At 63.5% G+C, this 18,277-nt stretch carries 16 protein-coding genes; 7 read left to right on the top strand and 9 right to left on the bottom strand.

What is annotated here, in order from left to right; genetic code table 11:
• Position 1: 1 nt before the first annotated feature.
• The 3 genes from OCGS_RS14740 to OCGS_RS03825 form a co-directional block, all read right to left on the bottom strand.
• Complete coding sequence (locus OCGS_RS14740) at positions 2–634, bottom strand: lipocalin family protein (RefSeq protein ID WP_238538217.1); 633 nt, start codon at positions 632–634, stop codon at positions 2–4.
• 322 nt (positions 635–956) lie between these two features.
• On the bottom strand, positions 957–1,622 hold the full coding sequence (locus OCGS_RS03830; protein WP_007425913.1) for an NnrU family protein: 666 nt from the start codon (positions 1,620–1,622) through the stop codon (positions 957–959).
• 4 nt (positions 1,623–1,626) lie between these two features.
• Complete coding sequence (locus tag OCGS_RS03825) at positions 1,627–2,829, bottom strand: NnrS family protein (RefSeq protein WP_007425912.1); 1,203 nt, start codon at positions 2,827–2,829, stop codon at positions 1,627–1,629.
• A gap of 192 nt (positions 2,830–3,021) precedes the next feature.
• Between OCGS_RS03825 and OCGS_RS03820 the strand changes: the two genes are divergently transcribed.
• From OCGS_RS03820 to OCGS_RS03800, 5 genes are read left to right on the top strand one after another with little or no spacing between them, the layout of a single operon-like run.
• A complete protein-coding gene (locus OCGS_RS03820; protein WP_040610477.1) occupies positions 3,022–3,519 on the top strand; it encodes a hypothetical protein in 498 nt (165 codons plus the stop codon).
• Between the two features lie 11 nt (positions 3,520–3,530).
• A complete protein-coding gene (locus OCGS_RS03815; protein ID WP_007425909.1) occupies positions 3,531–4,793 on the top strand; it encodes an imelysin family protein in 1,263 nt (420 codons plus the stop codon).
• A gap of 21 nt (positions 4,794–4,814) precedes the next feature.
• Positions 4,815–6,389 carry a di-heme oxidoreductase family protein gene (locus tag OCGS_RS03810; RefSeq protein WP_007425908.1) on the top strand — a complete coding sequence of 525 codons (1,575 nt, stop codon included), beginning with the start codon at positions 4,815–4,817 and terminating at the stop codon, positions 6,387–6,389.
• On the top strand, positions 6,386–7,375 hold the full coding sequence (locus OCGS_RS03805) for an imelysin family protein (RefSeq protein WP_007425907.1): 990 nt from the start codon (positions 6,386–6,388) through the stop codon (positions 7,373–7,375). Before OCGS_RS03810 ends, OCGS_RS03805 begins: the two co-directional genes overlap by 4 nt.
• A gap of 2 nt (positions 7,376–7,377) precedes the next feature.
• Positions 7,378–8,451, top strand: coding sequence for a DUF1513 domain-containing protein (locus tag OCGS_RS03800; RefSeq protein WP_007425906.1), 1,074 nt, complete (start codon positions 7,378–7,380; stop codon positions 8,449–8,451).
• Between the two features lie 15 nt (positions 8,452–8,466).
• Here OCGS_RS03800 and guaB read toward each other — a convergent pair whose 3' ends face one another.
• The 6 genes from guaB to OCGS_RS03775 all read right to left on the bottom strand — a co-directional run bounded on the left by guaB (position 8,467) and on the right by OCGS_RS03775 (position 15,713).
• Positions 8,467–9,915 carry an IMP dehydrogenase gene (gene guaB, locus OCGS_RS03795; protein ID WP_007425905.1) on the bottom strand — a complete coding sequence of 483 codons (1,449 nt, stop codon included), beginning with the start codon at positions 9,913–9,915 and terminating at the stop codon, positions 8,467–8,469.
• Positions 9,916–9,979: 64 nt separating this feature from the next.
• Positions 9,980–10,912, bottom strand: a complete 933-nt coding sequence (locus tag OCGS_RS14735; RefSeq protein ID WP_083848188.1) for a GNAT family N-acetyltransferase — start codon at positions 10,910–10,912, stop codon at positions 9,980–9,982.
• Between the two features lie 48 nt (positions 10,913–10,960).
• Positions 10,961–12,109 (bottom strand): ABC transporter ATP-binding protein, encoded by a 1,149-nt coding sequence (locus OCGS_RS03790; protein WP_007425903.1) that lies wholly within the window; start codon positions 12,107–12,109, stop codon positions 10,961–10,963.
• Positions 12,110–12,133: 24 nt separating this feature from the next.
• Positions 12,134–13,285 (bottom strand): carbohydrate ABC transporter permease, encoded by a 1,152-nt coding sequence (locus tag OCGS_RS03785; protein WP_007425902.1) that lies wholly within the window; start codon positions 13,283–13,285, stop codon positions 12,134–12,136.
• Between the two features lies 1 nt (position 13,286).
• Positions 13,287–14,267 (bottom strand): carbohydrate ABC transporter permease, encoded by a 981-nt coding sequence (locus tag OCGS_RS03780; RefSeq protein ID WP_040610476.1) that lies wholly within the window; start codon positions 14,265–14,267, stop codon positions 13,287–13,289.
• Between the two features lie 93 nt (positions 14,268–14,360).
• The gene (locus tag OCGS_RS03775; RefSeq protein WP_007425900.1) at positions 14,361–15,713 is read right to left on the bottom strand and encodes an ABC transporter substrate-binding protein; all 1,353 of its coding nucleotides are present in this window, start codon (positions 15,711–15,713) and stop codon (positions 14,361–14,363) included.
• 247 nt (positions 15,714–15,960) lie between these two features.
• Between OCGS_RS03775 and OCGS_RS03770 the strand changes: the two genes are divergently transcribed.
• Positions 15,961–17,301, top strand: coding sequence for a GH1 family beta-glucosidase (locus OCGS_RS03770; RefSeq protein ID WP_007425899.1), 1,341 nt, complete (start codon positions 15,961–15,963; stop codon positions 17,299–17,301).
• Positions 17,302–17,305: 4 nt separating this feature from the next.
• Entirely contained in the window at positions 17,306–18,277 is a 972-nt protein-coding gene (locus OCGS_RS03765; RefSeq protein ID WP_007425898.1) for a glucokinase, read from the top strand.

Genomic DNA, 18,277 nt, shown 5'->3' with positions numbered 1-18,277 from the left:
GTCATTCGGCCTGCCGCAGTCGCGACGGATCGTAGCCGTAAAAGTCCAGAATTTCCCGCGCCGCCGCCAGACGGTCGGCTGGCGCATTCGGGTCGCGGTTCAAGACCCAGGCGCCGCGTCCAGACTGCGTCCCGATCACGGCGGTCCGGTATCCTTCATCGACCCAAAGCACCCACCACGTTGCTGGCTGCCCATCGTCACCGGCGAATGTGACCGACAGCCGACCGGGACCGACCGGAATCGCGCGCCCTGCGGTCTGCGTCACGGATCCGTCGGCGCTGCGACAGAACCGCCCAAGGCCGAGCGTTCCGTCCGGCCGCGGGGTATACTCCGTCCACGACGATAGACAAGCGATAGCGGCAACTGAAGGGAATGCCGCGACCTCATACCACCGGCCCCCGAACCGGACCGGATCGAACGAGGCGATGGATGCGAAAGGGGCTGACGGATCGCGGTCGGTCGTTACGGGGGCCGCGCGCTCGCCACCGCATGCCGCCAACAACAGCAGGGTCAGAAGGATCAGTCTCGGCACAAGGTCGCCTGCGTTCCGCCTGCCAGCAGGATTTCGTTGCAACCGAAAACGGGCGTGACGGGCGTACAGGTCCGCGATCGCGCAAGACACAGGCCCTCGCATTCCGATTGCTGGGAACAGCTGCGATTGGCGTCCTTCGTAAGCGTATAGCACACCAATGCGCCCTTCCCGCCCGGTCCCCATCGACCGCCGCGCGCCTCGCACATGGCCTTCTCGCGCGCGATGCGGTCAGGGCCTGGTACGTCCTCGACGGTTTGGAGATCATCCGCCTGACAGGCTGTCATGACCGCAGCGACAAGTATAGCGGCTCGCATCATACGCGACCTCGTGCGTCAACCGCTTTGCCGTTTTGACAGTCCCCTGCCATTGCCCGCCTTCCTGCTTCGGTCTCTATCCGCTGTCGCGAAACTGAACGCAACGGCGTTTACCACGGCAAGGGCGATACGCCGATCACGACGGGATGGAGAAGGACAAGGGCCGCCCATACGATCAACCCCATCAAAATACGAAGGATCGCGCCGGGCCACGAAATCGGCGCGAACAGCGATGCGGCCTTTGCCCGTCTGTGCAAGACGTCCCATTCGTTTCCCATCGCGCGTTTTCCGCGGCGGTCGATGATGCGTTGGCCAAGAATCGCAAAGACCGCGAAGGTGCCGAACAGGACGATGTGCGCCAGATCGCCGTTGGCCACCAGATGCGACCCGGCCCAAAGCGCCAGCGCCCACAATACCGGATGCCGCATCCATCTGACGACACCCGGATGCTGCGGGTCGAACCCCGCCGAAGGACCGCCGAAGGAAAACGGGTTCGGTCGTCCCAGTGCCACGGCCAGGATCACGCAGGCCAGTGCCATGCCGGCCATCGGCACCCACGGCTGCCAGCTGGCCGGATACCAGAAAGGGATCCACGGCGCCCTGCCCGCCGCGATTATCAACCAGATGAGGACAGCGAGCGACAGGATCGAGTAGATCAGCGTAAAGCCCCTCTGCCCCAAGATGTGCGTCAACCTGCCTCGCACCGGCGGTCGCAGCGGCACCGAATGCACGACGAAAAACGCGACGAAAGCCGCGGCGAAACCCGCCCAGCCCATCGGCTCATCCTTCTTTCGGCAGCAGGAGGAGAGGACCGTAAAGCAGCGCAAACCCGCCGAAGGACGCGATCCAGGCCAGTCCAGCGACGATGTGCAGACTGACCTGAAACTCGAGGAAACCTGGCGCGGCCACCCGTGCGATGACGGCGACGATCAGGGCGCCATAGATGGCCACCGTGCCCGGCCCCGCATGCAGGTCGCGTCCCGAATGGCCCAGCGTCGCACGCGTCATCACGGCCAGGGTCATCGTGCCGATGCCGCCGGCCATCCACAGATGCTGCGCCGCCGCTTCGCCGGCAAACTGGGGCCACCAGATGGCTGCCGCCATCGCAACAGCCCCCAAAGGCACGAACGCATAGCCGATATGAAGGATAGTCAGCAACGGCTCGGCCAGCGTCGCCCGCCCTTGCCATCGCGACAACCGCGCCGCATGCAGCACGCCCAGCAGCAGCAACGCGGCAGCGGTCGAACGCTCGTGCGGCAGCAGAACCCAAAGCAGGAGGGCGGCAATGGTCACGAGCAGGACGATCTTGTCGAAACGCTGCATCGGCGGGACAGGCAGACGGTCCGATCCGCGCTTGACCAGCCAGTTGCGCGTGAAGGACGGCACGATCCTGCCGCCGATCAGGGCGATCATCACCAGACCCGTCGCCAGCCCTAGTCGCAGACCATAGCCCTGCGCTGCAAACTGCCCCATCGCCGCCTCGCAATAGAAGATGCCGTTCGCGATGGCGAAAACCGTCAGCAAGGCCAGGACCGGCAAGTTGCGCCAGTTCTTCCCGGCGACGATCTCGCGCAGGATGACGCCGCCCAGGATCAAGGGGAAAGCCAGATCGACGACAGCGACCGCAGGGAGGCTCAGATCGAAGGCCCCGGCGACCGCCGCCCGTCCGGCAAGCCAGAGCAGCGCCAGCAACCCCAGGTTCCACCCTACCACCGGAAGGCGCCCCGTCCAGTTCGGCACCGCGGTCAACAAGAACCCCGCAACCACGCCGCCAAGATAGCCGAAGAGAAATTCGTGCGCGTGCCAGGAGATCGGATCGAAATGGGGCGGGGGGTCGAGGCGCCCGGCAAGCATGACAATCCATACGGCCATCGCCAACGCGGCCCATGCGGCCGACAACAGGAAGAACGGACGAAAGCCGAAGGACAAAAGCGCCGGTCCCGTCCATGCCCGCGACAGCGCGGCCGTGCCCTGTGCCTTCATGTTCCATCTCCGACAAGTGATAGCGACAATGGCGATCTAGGACGCGACCGCCCGGCATACTTTGCCAAGTCGCAAGAACCGCGCCGAAACCGCGATTGACATCTCTGACTATTTTAGTCAACCAATCAGTTATGCAGGGAAGGGTTCGGGATCCTTTCGTTCTTCGACCGGACATATTCGGGAAACGACACGATGAAGGCACGCCACGACTTCGACCCTTCGGCGCCGACGGCACGCGGTGCGGCGCCCGTCGCGGAACTTGGCGCGTTGCCCATGATCGAACGGGCGGCCGTGCTCTATCTGCGGGCGTGGTGCGACGGCGATATCGGCAGGGCCGCCGTCAAAGCCGACTTCGAACACGTCATGGGCAAGGATCGGGGTCGCGACGCCGTGTCAGATTTCGACGATCTGATGCGCCTTGTGGTCGGTCAGTGCCGCCGTCCGCTGATGCACCACCGGCAGGGTTGCCGCTGCGTCGGGGCGGATGAAAGTGCGTTCGCCCACATGATCGGGGCGGCTGCCGCCCAGGACCGCGACGACGCCTTGCTTTTTGCCAGCACCCTGCTGACAGGTCACGCGGCCTGGTCCGCCATCTGCCTGGCCGAGTCGCTGGCGCAGACATTCCTTTGCCTGTCCCGAAGCGGCCCGGCCCCGACACACCGTCCCCGACCGACCGACTATACCCATTGAGAGGATTGCGAATGACCAGAACCCTTGCCGCCGCCGTCGCCACCAGTGCGCTCGTCGCCCTGCCCGCTTTTGCCGTCGAACGATCGGACGTTCTCGAAACCTATGCCGATATCGCCGCCGCGAAGTATGCCGACAGCCGAGATGCGGCGCGACAGCTTCAGACAGCGATACACAAATTTATTGACGCGCCGTCCGCCGAGGGTCTGGACGCGGCCCGCACCGCCTGGCGCGAGGCGCGTATTCCCTACATGCAGACCGAAGTCTATCGTTTCGGCAATCCGATGGTGGATGAATGGGAAGGGCGCGTGAATGCCTGGCCGCTGGACGAAGGGTTGATCGACTATGTCGATCCGACCTATGGCGGCGCTACGGACGAGAACGAGTATGCGGCGCTCAACGTCATCGCCAACCCGCAATTCCAGTTGTCGGGCCGGACCGTCGATGCGTCCCGGATCACGCCGGACCTGCTGCAAGACGTGTTGCAGGAGGCGGACGGAGTCGAGGCGAATGTCGCCACAGGATATCACGCCATCGAATTTCTGCTCTGGGGTCAGGATCTGAACGGAACCGATGCGGGCGCGGGCGACCGGCCCTGGACCGATTACGCATCGGGCGACGACTGCACCAATGGCAATTGCGACCGTCGGGCAGACTATCTGCGCGTGGTGACGGATCTGCTGGTTGACGATCTGGACGAAATGGCGAGGGCCTGGGGCGCTAACGGTGCCGCGCGCGCAGATTTGACGGCGGACGAAGAGGCCGGGATGGCGGCGATCCTGACCGGGATGGGGTCGTTGTCCTACGGCGAACTTGCCGGTGAGCGGATGAAGCTTGGCGTCCTGCTGAACGATCCCGAGGAAGAGCACGACTGCTTTTCCGACAACACGCATGAAAGCCATTATTATGACGGAGTTGGGATGCAGAACGCCTATCTGGCCAGCTATACCCGAATGGATGGCAGCGTCGTATCCGGCCCCTCGCCCTCCGATCTGGTCGCCGCCGCCGATCCGCAGGTCGATGCCCAACTGCGCGAAAGGCTCGACGCGTCGGTGGAAGCGCTCGACCGGGTCCGCGATGCGGCGAACGATGGCATGGCCTATGACATGATGCTTGCGCGCGGGAATGCCGAAGGTGAAAAGCTGGTGATGGATGCGGTCGATGCGCTGGTGGCCCAGACCCGCGCGATCGAACGCGCTGTCGCCGCGCTCGACCTCGGCGCTATCGAGGTCGAGGGTTCGGATTCGCTCGACGCGCCTGATGCGGTGTTTCAATAGGCTACGTTCGCCGGACCGGAAATGACGATGAAGAAAGCCATGCCGATGCTGACCGTCGCCGCGCTGGGATGCGCGGCGGCTGTCGGTGCGGGCGATGCAGGACATCATGACGTCGACCTGACGCGTCCGCATCTCGACGTCATCCCGCGCACGGCGGATGAGGCGCGGCGTGTTGCGGATGTCACGTCGCCCGCGACGCAATTTGACGAGGCCGAACCGTTCGAGGCCAATGGCGGCGGCGCTGCGACCGTCCCCGTCCGCAACGACGCCGACGCCTTTTCGCTGTCATCGGCGAACATGCCGTTCGAGCGGGAGCTGGATTTCAAGGTCGGCAACGGTCTTTTTCGTAAGCTCTGGGTTTCTGCGCCGTCCTCGACGCAGGTTTCCGACGGTCTCGGGCCGCTTTACAATTCGCGCGGTTGTCAAAGCTGTCATCTGAAGGACGGTCGCGGCCATCCGCCGGAAGGGCCGGACGACGATGCGGTGTCGATGTTCCTGCGTGTGTCGGTCCCGGCACCGGACACCGCAGATATCGACGCGCTCGATGCCTTCCTTCTCAGTCTTGGCGACAGCAGCGAACGCACGGCACCCGATCCCGTCTATGGCGGGCAATTGCAGGACTTTGCCTTGCAGGGCCATCCGGCCGAATATCGCCTTGGCATCGCGTATGACGAGATCGAGGTGCCGCTTTCGGGCGGCGAGACGGCGATGCTGCGAAGCCCTGTCTATACAGCCGAGGATCTGGGGTATGGCCCCCTTGCGGATGGCGCGATGCTCAGCCCCCGTGTCGCCCCGCAGATGATCGGGCTTGGCCTGCTGGAAGCGATCCCCGCCGCCGATATTCTGGCGCAGGCCGACCCCGACGATGCGGACGGCGACGGCATTTCCGGGCGTGCGCAAATCGTCTGGTCGTTCGAGTTCGATCGCCCGATGCTGGGGCGGTTCGGGTTGAAGGCCGGGGCGCCGACGATCCGCGAACAATCCGCCAGCGCCTTTGCCGGCGATATCGGGATCTCGTCGCCGATATTTCCGGCACCGTCCGGCGATTGTACCGAAGAACAGGCCGAATGTCTGGCTGCCCCCAACGGCAACACCGGCACGCCGGAAGGCACCGAGATCGGGACCGAAGGGCTGGATTTCGTGACCTTCTACTCGCGCAACCTCGCGGTGCCGCAGCGGCGCGACGTGGACGATCCCCAGGTTCTGCGCGGCAAGGAAATGTTCCATACGGTCGGCTGCACCGGCTGTCACACGCCCAAACACGTGACCGACCGCCTCGGCGATCAGCCCGAACAAAGCTTTCAGCTGATTTGGCCATATACCGATCTGCTGTTGCATGACATGGGACCGGGACTGGCCGACAATCGCCCCGAAGGGCGCGCATCGGGTCGCGAATGGCGCACCGCGCCGCTTTGGGGAATCGGCCTGACGGAACAGGTCAGCGGCCATACCTATTACCTGCATGACGGACGCGCGCGGTCGTTGCTAGAAGCGGTTCTCTGGCATGGCGGCGAAGCCGAGGCTGCGCGCGATGCTGTCGTCGAGATGTCCGTTGCCGACCGGGCCGCGCTGATCCGGTTTCTGGAGTCGCTATGAAATACGCCGTCGCCTTCACCATCGGCCTTGCGATTGCGGCCGGTTCCGTCGCCGCCGGGGTCGAGCAGGCGATCGACGACCAAATCCTGCCCGGCTATGCCGCCTTTAGCGATGCGACGGCTGCCCTGCGGCAGACCGCGATGAATGACTGCACCGCTGCGGCTATCCGTCCCGACTGGAATGGTGCGATGGATGCCTGGCTCGGTGTCGGGCATCTGCGCTTCGGCCCCGCCGAGGCCGAGGGGCGGGCTACTGCCATAGCCTTCTGGCCCGACACGCGGGGCGCGACGGCCCGGACGTTGGCCGATCTTCTGATTGCTCGGGATCCGGTCATCGACACGCCCGAAGGCACGGCGACCCTGTCCGTCGCGGCACGAGGATTGTATGCGCTGGAATTGCTCCTTTACGATCCGCAATTCGACGATAATGGCGCTTATGGATGCGCCCTGCTGCGCGCCCTGACGACCGACCTTGCCGCAATGGCCGCCAGCATCGAGGACGAGTGGCAGAACGGTTATGCCGACGCCTTGCGTCACGCCGGCGATCCGGGCAACGATGTCTTTCTCAGCGAACGCGAGGCGCGGCAGACGCTGTTCACCGCGCTTCTGACCGGGCTAGAATTCATCGCCGATCAGCGCCTCGGCCGGCCGATGGGCACGTTCGAACGGCCCCGCCCCGCCCGCGCCGAAAGCTGGCGTGCAGGGCGCAGCCAGCGCAATGTGATTCTTTCGCTGCGCGCCTTGTCGGGTCTAGCGGATGCACTGGCGGACAGCGGAACGCCCCGAACGGATGCGGCATTCTCGCGCGCCATGGATCTGGCCGACACGCTGGACGATCCGGTCTTCGGGGCGGTCGTCGATCCTACCGGACGGCTGCGGGTCGAGGTTCTTCAACAAGCCGTTCGCGATGCGCGCGAGACGGCGCTGATGGAACTGGGCCCGGCCTTGGGGGTCTCGGCGGGCTTCAATTCGGCCGATGGAGATTGAGAATGACCAGCCGCCGCCGGTTCCTTGCCACGCTTGCCGCGACAGCCGCCCTGCCTGCCGCCGGATGGGCCGAGGTCGGATCGCCCGATTATCTGGCCGCGGCACGCGAACCTGATGGCACCTTTGCGCTGTTCGGTCTGACGGCCCAGGGACAGGATACGCTCCGTATCCCCCTACCCGCGCGCGGTCATGCCGCTGCGGGTCATCCCGTTCGCGCGCAGGCCGTGGCCTTTGCGCGCCGTCCCGGCACCTATGCCCTGGTCATCGATTGTGCCCGCGGGACGGTTCTGCATCGCCTAGCCGCGCCGGAAGGCCATCACTTCAGCGGTCACGGCACGTATTCTCTCGACGCGACGACGCTCTACACGGCCGAGATTGAGGATGCGACCGGGATCGGCCAAATCGGGTTCTGGGACGTCGATTCGGGCTATGCGAGGTCCGGTTGGATCGCGTCCGGCGGGATCGGTCCGCACGAGATCTTGCGCCTGCCCGGCCGCGAAGTGATCGTCGTCGCCAATGGCGGGATCGTCGTCGCGCCGGATGATGACCGCACAAAGCTGAACATCGACACGATGCGGCCGAGCCTCAGCTATCTGGCGCCCACGGGCGGTGTGATCGACCGGGTCGAGCTTGATTCCGACCTGCGCAAGAACTCGATCCGTCATCTGGCCATCGCCGATGACGGCACCGTGGCCCTCGCGATGCAATGGGAAGGCGACGGCGACATCATGCCACCGCTGCTGGGCCTGCACCGGATGGGACACAAGCCGGTTCTTTGCGACTTGCCGGGCCCCGTGGCATCCCGTGTCCAGGGCTATGCGGGCAGCGTCGCCGCATCGGCGCAAGGCCAAAGCGTTGCGATCACCTGCCCGCGCGGTGGGCTGGCGGCGCTGTTCGACGGAAACGGCGCTTATATCGGCAAGATCGAGCGACCGGATATCTGCGGCGTAAGTCCGGCAGAGATTGGATTTACCGCTACGGACGGTCTGGGCGGCCTATCGCGTATCGCAGACAACCGCCTGCAACCCCTGCGCGCAACAGAGCGCGCCTGGGACAATCACCTCGTCCGTATCTGACCGGACACCAGGCATTCAGGCACCTCGATAATTGGGCGATTCCCGAACGATCTGCACGTCGTGGACATGGCTTTCCCGCAGGCCCGCGTTGGTGATGCGGACGAACCGGCAATTGCGGCGCATCTCGGCGATGGTCGCGCAGCCGGTATAGCCCATGGCCGCGCGCAACCCGCCGACCAGCTGGTGCAGAACCGCGCCGGTCGCGCCCTTGTAGGGCACCTGCCCTTCGACGCCTTCGGGCACCAGCTTGTCCGACGCGGCGTCCTTCTGGAAATACCTGTCGGCCGACCCGCGGGCCATCGCCCCGAGACTGCCCATGCCGCGATACGCCTTGAAGCTGCGCCCCTGATACAGAATGACGTCGCCGGGGCTTTCGTCGGTCCCGGCGATCATGCTGCCGATCATCGCGCAGGATGCGCCTGCCGCGATCGCCTTGGCGAAATCGCCCGAAAACTTGATGCCGCCATCGGCGATCACGGGCACGTCCCCCGCGCCCGACACGGCATCCATGATCGCGGTCAGCTGCGGCACGCCGACGCCGGCCACCATGCGCGTCGTGCAGATCGAACCGGGTCCGATACCGACCTTCACGGCATCGGCGCCCGAACCGATCAGCGCCCGCGCGCCTTCGGCGGTCGCGATATTGCCAGCGACGATCTGAACCTCATTAGACAGCCGCTTGGCCCGTTCGACGGCGTGCCCTACCCCCTCGGAATGACCGTGCGCCGTGTCGATGACCACGATGTCCACCCCGGCATCGATCAGCGCGGCCGAGCGTTCGAAGCCCGCATCGCCGACAGTGCTGGCCGCCCCCACGCGCAGGCGGCCCAAACCGTCCTTGCAAGCCGCGGGATTGAGAACCGCCTGTTCGGTGTCCTTGAGGGTCAGAAGACCCGTCAGCTTGCCGTGGCCATCCGTGACCAGCAGCTTCTCGATCCGGCGGGCCTTCATCATCGCCTTGGCTTCGTCTAGATCGGCCGGTTCGTGCAGCACGGCCAGATTGTCAGATGTCATCATAGCCGAGACGGGCGTGGCATCGTCGCTAGCAAAACGCATGTCGCGGTTGGTGACGATCCCCACGACGCGCCCCGCGCCGTCCACGACCGGAAATCCGGTGACGCGATAGCGATCCTGCAAGTCTTTCGCGTCGGCAAGCGTCTGCGTCGGCGACAGGGTGATGGGATTATAGACGATACCGCTCTCGAACCGCTTGACGCGCCGGACTTCCTGCGCCTGCTCCTCGACCGACAGGTTGCGATGGATGACGCCGATACCGCCCGACTGCGCCATGGCAATGGCCATCCGCGCCTCGGTCACGGTATCCATTGCGCTGCTGAGCAGCGGGATGTTCATGCGGATCGTGCGCGTTACCTGGGTCCGGGTATCGGCAGTGGACGGCAATACGCTGGACGCCGCCGGAACCAGCAATACGTCGTCGAAGGTCAGGGCTTCGCGAATGTCCATCTCTCGCCTCTCCTGTTTGGGGCGACGATATGACAGAGCGGCCGGAAAGATAACAGCACCGCTTTCATGACGCGGCTGCGTATCCTGCCCGGCCGGGCGGCACAGGTCGCGCGAGAAAACCGTCTAAAAGCAGACGTGTTGGAACGGAAGGGCGATGCCGGATCGGCAGGCCCTCTTTGAAATGCGCAAGTCCCGGCGCGGCGACAGGATCGCAGGAACCAAGATCAAGCCGCACGATGCCCGCTTCACGCAGCCAAAGCATCGCGGACCAGAGCAGCAGGTTCATCGCCGATCTGCGACGACCGTCCGGCCCTGACCAGCCGATATGCCATGTGGCGGACGTGCCATGCATGAGAAGACAAATTCCGGCCACAGGCTGATCGCCGGACTGTGCTGCGAAGGAAACGGTCCCCGCAGGGGCAACGCGGCTCCAGCACTTCAACCAGACAGGCGGCAATGCCTTGTATTTCATGGATCGCCGCTGCGCGAGTTCGGCCTGAACCAACCAGTCCGGGCAGTAGCGATGCACGCGCACGTCCAGTCCGGCCCGTTCCGCGGCAACCAGGCGGTTGCGCCATTTGCCGTTCAGAGCCGCGCGTAACGCCGACGGATCGTCCAACAGATCCACGCTCGCGCCCATGTGGGACATGCCGCATCGCAGACCGGGCGCGTCCAGATCACCGGCGGCGCCGATCAGGATCGACCGCCCCCCTTGCCGAAGCGAGGCGGCGAGGTAACGCAGCGCGTCAGGATCGGGATCGGAACTGTCGCACCATACTGGCCCATGTCCCATCCAGGCGAGACGAAGCGGTCCGAAGCGACGAAGGATGACCTGCGCGTAGCCGAGCGTCTCGGCTCCGGCGCAGATACGCGCCCGCGCAACCCTTGCGCCCAACCGGCAGGCGACTGTCCCGTAATCCCACTGCTGGGCCAGACAGGCCGCGCCGACGGCATCGCCCCATTCCTGCCGCCCCAACTCGTTCCAAATAATCCGCATGCAAGATTGATGGCCGGCAAAACCGAAAGAACGGTTAATGTCCGCCGCCTATTCCGCGGGAATAGCCTCGGGCGCGGTCAGTTTGCCGTCACGATAGAGCAGCGATTTGCCGTCGCGGAAGACGTGAACCTTTCCCGGCTCTGCCGTCAGCCTGACCTCATGCCCCCGGAGGTTGGAATGGGTGCCTCCCAATTTGGCGATGACGGCGGCATCCCCCTTTTCGGTGTCGGTCGATTCGCCAGTCTCGAAATAAAGCAACGTGACTTCGCCCAACGCTTCGGTGATGTCCACGCGGCCGGCGAAGATGTGCGCGCCACCCTCGTCGGCGGCGCGAAAATCCTCGGGGCGGACGCCGACCTTCACTTCCGCCCCCATATCCGCATCGGTCGACGGATAGTCCGACAGCGCGGTTCCGCCGTTCGACATGGCGATGGCCGTCTGTCGCCCAGTTCCGGTGATCCGCCCCGGCAGCAGGTTCATGGCTGGGCTGCCGATGAACTGGGCCACGAACTCGTTCTCGGGCCGCTCGTATAGGTCGAGCGGCGTGCCGACCTGACTGATCCCGCCGCCGGCCAACACCACGATGCGCGAGGCCAGCGTCATCGCCTCGACCTGATCGTGCGTGACGTAGATCATCGTGCTGTCGGGCATCGCCTCTTTCAGTTGCGCAATCTCGATCCGGGTGGCGACACGCAAAGCCGCGTCCAGATTCGATAGCGGTTCGTCGAAAAGATACACCTTCGGATCACGCACGATGCTTCGGCCGATGGCGACCCGCTGGCGCTGGCCGCCCGACAGCGCCTTGGGAAGGCGATCGAGATACGGTTCGAGTTGAAGGATACGGGCGGCCTTGGAAATTGCGGCCTCGATCTCGTCCTTGCTTTTCTTGGCAATCTTCAAAGCGAACGCCATGTTGTCCCGCACGGTCATATGCGGGTAAAGCGCATAGGACTGAAAAACCATGGCAATTCCCCGCTGGGCGGGGGGCACGTTGTTCACCACACGACCGTCGATCTGCAACTCCCCGCCGGTTATCTTTTCCAGTCCCGCAATCATGCGCAGCAATGTCGATTTGCCGCATCCCGAGGGACCGACGAACACGATCAACTCTCCACGCGCGATGTCGAGGTTGATATGCTTGAGCACGTCGACAGAGCCATAGGACTTGGCCACTTCAGTCAGTTTCAGATCGGCCATGTGACCTTACCCCCAGTTACGCTTCTATTTCACGGACCCGGCAAGCAGGCCGCGCACCAGAAAGCGCTGCATCGTGAAGAATACGACAAGTGGCACCGCGATCGACACGAACGCCGCCGTCGCAAGAATACCCCAATCGCCCCCGCGGCTGCCCAGAAGGTCGTCGGCGATCTTCACCGTCATGACCTTGCTGGCATCGTCGGACGGCAGAAACACCTTGGCCACCAGCAGATCGTTCCAAGTCCAGAGGAACTGGAAGATCGCGAAGGCAGCGAGTGCAGGAAAGGACAGCGGCAGAATGATCTTCACGAAAAGCTGGAAATCGGTCGCCCCGTCCACCTTGGCGCTCTCGATGATGTCACGCGGAAGGCCGACCATGTAATTGCGCAGCAGATAGACAGCCAAGGGCAGACCGAAGCCCGTATGCGCCAGCCAGATGCCCAGGAAGGACTGGCCGATACCCAGCCTTTGATGCAGGTTCAACATCGGCACCAGGGCCAGTTGCAGGGGAACGACCAGCAATCCCACGACCAGCGCGATCAGCAGACCGCGGCCGGGAAAGTCCATCCATGCCAAGGCATAGGCGGCGAACGCGGCAATGAGGATCGGGATGACGGTGGCCGGAATCGTCACTGTCAGCGTGTTGATGAAGGCCCGATCCATGCCATCGGCCGTCAGCACGTTCCGGTAATTGTCGAGCGTGAATTGCGGTGGCGTTTCGGCTTCGAAATAGACCCGAGGGCCGCGATTGCCCGGTTCCTCGACCGAAGTATAGATATACGTCCCGTCGGCATTCACCTGAAGCGTCTCGCCGTCGCCGATCTCCGCGACCGTTCCCGCCGGGTATTCGGCGGGCGCCACGCCCCTGTCGCCGAAGGCCGATACCGTGCTCGCGCCGCCTTCGAAGCTGCTTCGCACCTCGCCCGTATCGAAAATGTTGCCTTCCATGACATAGCCGCCATCGACCGGACGCACCTCGCCGTCTCCGCGGGTTCTATAGGTCAATTCCACGCTGAACGGGGCCTGCCACCAGCCGCTGACGCTGATCTGGTCCCGTTCGCGGAACGACGATACGAAAAGTCCGACGGTCGGTATCAGCCACAAAACGACCAGCACGACGACGGAAATGTTCGTCACCCACGAGAGGCCGCTTTTATGCCCTGCGATATTGTCCATCTCAGCGCATCTCCTTACGGGCCTGAACGATGTTCCAGATCATCACCGGCAGCACGACGATCATGATGATGAAGGCGACGGCCGTGGCGCGTCCATCGTCGCGGAACATGAAGTCCATCATGTAACTTGGAAGGATCTCGGTTCCGAAATTTCCGCCCGTCATCGTGTAGACGATGTCGAACACCTTAAGCACAAGAATGGTGATCGTCGTCCAGACAACGACGATCGTGCCCATGATTTGCGGAACCTTGATTCTAAAGAATAACTGCCAGGGATTCGCCCCGTCGAGGATCGCTGCCTCGATCGTCTCCTCGGGGATTCCGCGCAAGGCCGCCGACAGGATGACCATGGCGAACCCGGTCTGAATCCAGATCAGGATGACCATCAGGAAAAAGTTGTTCCAGAATGGGATCTGCATCACGTCGATGGGGTTGCCGAAGCCCAGGGACGCCCGAATTGCGTTTATAAGGCCGATATCGGCATCGTTGGCATAAACGAACTTCCAGATCAGCGAGGCGCCGACGAAGCTGATCGCCATCGGCATGAAGATCAGCGACTTGGCGATGTTCCCCCAGCTCAGCTTGTCGGTCAGTTGCGCGACCAGCAGACCGAGGAAGGTCGCCATGGCCGGCACGACGATCACCCAAAGCAGATTGTTGAAAAATGCCTGCTGGAATTCGTTGCTGGCGGCAAGCTGGACGTAATTGTCGAAGCCGACCCAATCCGACGGGCTGCGGCCATAAAGCGACCGCCAGAACGATCCGACCACCGGATAGACGAGGTAGAGCCCCAACGCGAATATTGCGGGAAACAGGAACAGCCACGGGCGAATTTGGTTCGCGCGATTGATGTTTCTTCCGGCGTTCTCGCCCTTTGCAGGGAAGATGACCTTGTCGAGCAACAGGTTCGACAGATAGAAATAGCCGATGCAGCCGCCGACCCCGATCACGATGGTCAGCAGGCCCTGAACGATCACCGGCATGTAGAACCCTTTCAGACTGACGAAACCGGCCCTTGGGGCCATTCGGTTCGCCCTGCGCAGAACGTCACATCCTGCGCAGGGTCTGCACCAATGCTATTTCAGTTGTTCCCAACGGGACTGGATCTGGCTTGCAACCGTTTGCGCATCAGCGCCGGTCGTGTAATCGACCATTCCCGTCCAGAACGCACCGGCCCCGATCTCGCTTGGCATAAGGTCGGATCCGTCGAAGCGGAACGTCGTCGCGCTGGTCAGGATGTCGTTCATGTTCCGCTGCGAATCGGATGGAAACACGTCCGTGTTGGCGTCTTTGTAGGGCGTCAGAAAACCCGACTGTGCCATCCACAATTCATGCGCGATGGGGGTCTTCAGGAACTCGATGAACGCCTGGGCCGCGTCGCTGTCCTTGGTGATGGTGAACATCGTCCCCGCCCCGAGCACCGGCTTGCCCAGATCCTTTTCCGCCGATGCGGGGAAATAGAAGAAATCCACATCGGTCCCGACTTCCGTTCCCTCGGGGAAGAAGGTGGGGATGAACGTCGCCTGCTTCAGCATGTAGCATTGCGGAGGAAACTCGAAGAGTCCCGCAGGCGCGTCGCGGAAGTCGGTGTTGGCGACCGAGGACGATCCCCCGCTCACGTAATTGTCGTTGCGGGCGAACTGGCCGTATTCCTCGATCGCGGCGACGACTTGCGGATCGTCGAACGGAATGTCGTTCGACACCCACTGGTCATAGATTTCTGGCGGATTGATCCGCAGCATCATGTCCTCGACCCAGTCGGTCGCGGGCCAGCCGGTCGCGGCACCGGACCCCAAACCGATGCACCACGGTGTTCCGCCATCCGCGACGATCTGATCGTTGAGCTGCTTGAGTTCTTCCAGTGTCTCGGGGACGTCGTAGCCGGCTTCCTCGAACTGTTCGGGCACGTACCAGACCAGCGATTTCACGTCGATCTTGTAAGGAAACGCGTAAAGCTGCGTCTGGCCATCCTGGCCCTCGAACGTGGCAAGATCGGCCCAGGATTGACCCGCGGCATAATTCTCGACGATCCAGTCGGTCGTCTCGGGGGCGAGCGGCGTCAGATATCCCTCGGATGCCAGATCGCCGACCAGTCCGGGCTGCGGAATAACCGCGATGTTCGGCGCCGAATTGGACCGGGTCGAGATGACGATATCCTGCTCGAAACTGTCGGACCCGGAATAATTGACCTCCGCGCCGGTCGCTTCCTCGAAATAGGCGATGACCGAAGTGAAAAGATCGTTGTCCTCGCCCGTCCAGGGGCCGGTAATGTCCAACGTCTGGCCGCTCAGATCGGTGGCGTCGGAAAATTGCTGATAGCTGTCCCAGTTGAAGGCGCCCTCGCCGACCGGGAAAATCAGGTCCTGCGCGGCGGCAAACCCCGTTCCCAGCGCCAGTGCGGCGACACTTGCGTATAGCGTTCTTTGCATTCTCGAACCTCCCTCCGCGCCGGTCGGTGCCGGCGCTTCCGATTTGCGGTGTCGCGGGCCGGCCCGCACACCATCTTCCGGGTCGAGCGTTTCCCATGCCCGCCTTGAAGTCAACAACGCTTGCAAACACGCTGGCATCCCAGACAAATCTGCCAAGCCTCTTGCTGCGATGCGGCATTTGGCAGCGGCTTGCGGTCTGATGGCCGCGCGCCTACGCTTGGCCTGACCATGCCCGCCGGAGATGCCAATGCCCCCCCGCAAAGACCTGTTTCTGAACCGCGTCGACTTCCCCGAGGGCTTCGTTTTCGGCGCTGCGACGTCGAGCTATCAGATCGAAGGACATGCCCAGGGCGGTGCGGGCAAGACCCATTGGGACAGCTTCGCGGCAACGCCGGGAAACGTCGTCGGAGCGCAGAACGGCGACCGGGCCTGCGACCATTTGAACCGGTGGCCCGAGGATCTGGACCTGCTGCGTGACGCCAATTTCGACGTCTACCGCTTTTCGACATCATGGGCGCGGGTTCTGCCCGAAGGCAGGGGCACGCCAAATGCCGAGGGGCTCGACTTCTATGACCGGCTGGTGGACGGACTGCTTGAACGGGGGATCAAGCCGGCCGCCACACTCTATCACTGGGAATTGCCGCAACCTCTTGCCGATCTCGGCGGGTGGCGCAATCGCGACATCGCCGACTGGTTTGCCGATTACACCGAACTCATCATGGGCCGCATCGGCGATCGCCTGTGGTCCGCCGCCCCGATCAACGAGCCTTGGTGCGTGTCGTGGTTGAGTCATTTCGCAGGCCAGCACGCGCCGGGCCTGCGCGACATCCGCGCCACCGCCCGGTCGATGCACCACGTCCTTCTGGCGCATGGCCGCGCGGTCGAGACGATGCGCGGGCTGGGCATGTCGAACATCGGTGCCGTCTGCAACTTTGAATATGCGACGCCCGCCGACGGGTCGGCAGAGGCCGCGAGGGCCGCAACGCTTTATGACGGGTATTACAACCGCTTCTTCCTGTCGGGACTTTTCAACAAATCCTATCCAGCCGACGTTCTCGAAGGGCTCGGCCCCCATATGCCCAAGGGTTGGCAGGACGACTTCGACACCATCGGCGCACCGCTCGACTGGTTCGGGATCAACTACTACACCCGCAAGATGATCGCGCCCGACGATGGCCCCTGGCCGCATCATCATGAAGTGCCGGGGCCGTTGCCGAAAACGCAGCTCGGCTGGGAGATTTTTCCCGAAGGGCTGCATGCTTTCCTGCGGCGCATCCACGAAGGCTATACCCGCGGTCTGCCCCTCTATGTGACGGAAAACGGAATGGCCGCGCCAGACCGGATCAAGGACGGGGACATCAACGATGCCCGCCGCATCGACTACTTGAACGCCCACATGGCCAAGGTGAAGCAGGCCGCCGACGAAGGAATCCCGGTCAAGGGATATTTCGTGTGGTCCCTGCTCGACAATTTCGAATGGTCGTTGGGTTACGACCCACGGTTCGGCATCGTCCATGTCGATTTCGATACGTTCAAACGCACGCCAAAGGCATCCTATCACGCGCTGGCCCGCGCCTTGCAGCGCTAGGCCGATGCTGCCCCCCGACCTTTATTCCGTCGTCGCCGATGTCGGCGGCACCAATACCCGCGCGGCGCTCGCGCTCGACGGTGTTGTCCAGCAGGATACCGTGACGCGCTATCGCAATGCCGACGCGTCCGGTCTTGGGGACGTCATCGGCCAATTCATGGCCGAACAGGGCAATCCCGATTGCGCCGGCGCCTGCATCGCGATGGCGGGTCCGGTCATGGACGGGGTCGGTCGGCTTACCAATGTCGGCTGGGTCTTCGACCGTGACCAATTGGCGCGCGCCACGCGTGCCGAAACCGTCGCGATCCTCAACGATCTGCAAGCGCAGGGTCATGCGATGGATCATATCGCACCCCAAAACCTGTTGCCGCTCGTGCGCGGCCCCAGGGCGGGCGACCATAACGCCAAGCTGGTCATCGGCGTCGGCACAGGCTTCAATGCCGTTCCGGTCTTTCGCACGGAAACCGGCCGTTATGTTCCCCCCTGCGAAGCAGGCCATGCCGGTTTCCCGGTCCTGACTGAGGAGGATTGGGAGCTGTCCCGCCATATCGAGGCGCAACAGGGCTTTCCGGCGGTCGAGGATGTGCTGTCCGGTCCCGGACTGGAACGCATCTATGCCTGGCGCAGCGGGGGCGCGGAAAAGAAGGCCGCAGCGATCATGACGGCGATGGAAGATGGCAGCGACCCGCTGGCCGCGGAAGCGGTCCGCATCTTCGTTCAGGGCCTCGGGCGCGTGACCGGCGATCTGGCATTGCTGCATCTGCCCTATGGCGGAATTTATCTGATCGGGGGCGTCGCGCGGGCCATGGTGCCCTATCTCGATCGTTTCGGTTTCGAAACGGCGATGCGAGCGAAAGGACGCTTTGCGACGTTCATGGAAGCGTTCGCCGTCTGGGCCGTCGATGACGATTATGCGGCCTTGACAGGATGCGCCATGCATCTGCGCGGCTTGCGAACGGGCCAGCGTGCCGGCTGA

The organism is Oceaniovalibus guishaninsula JLT2003 (assembly GCF_000299575.1).
Lineage (GTDB): Bacteria > Pseudomonadota > Alphaproteobacteria > Rhodobacterales > Rhodobacteraceae > Palleronia > Palleronia guishaninsula.
Note: the sequence above shows the minus strand (reverse complement) of the source record. Positions and strands in the feature narration are given on the sequence as shown.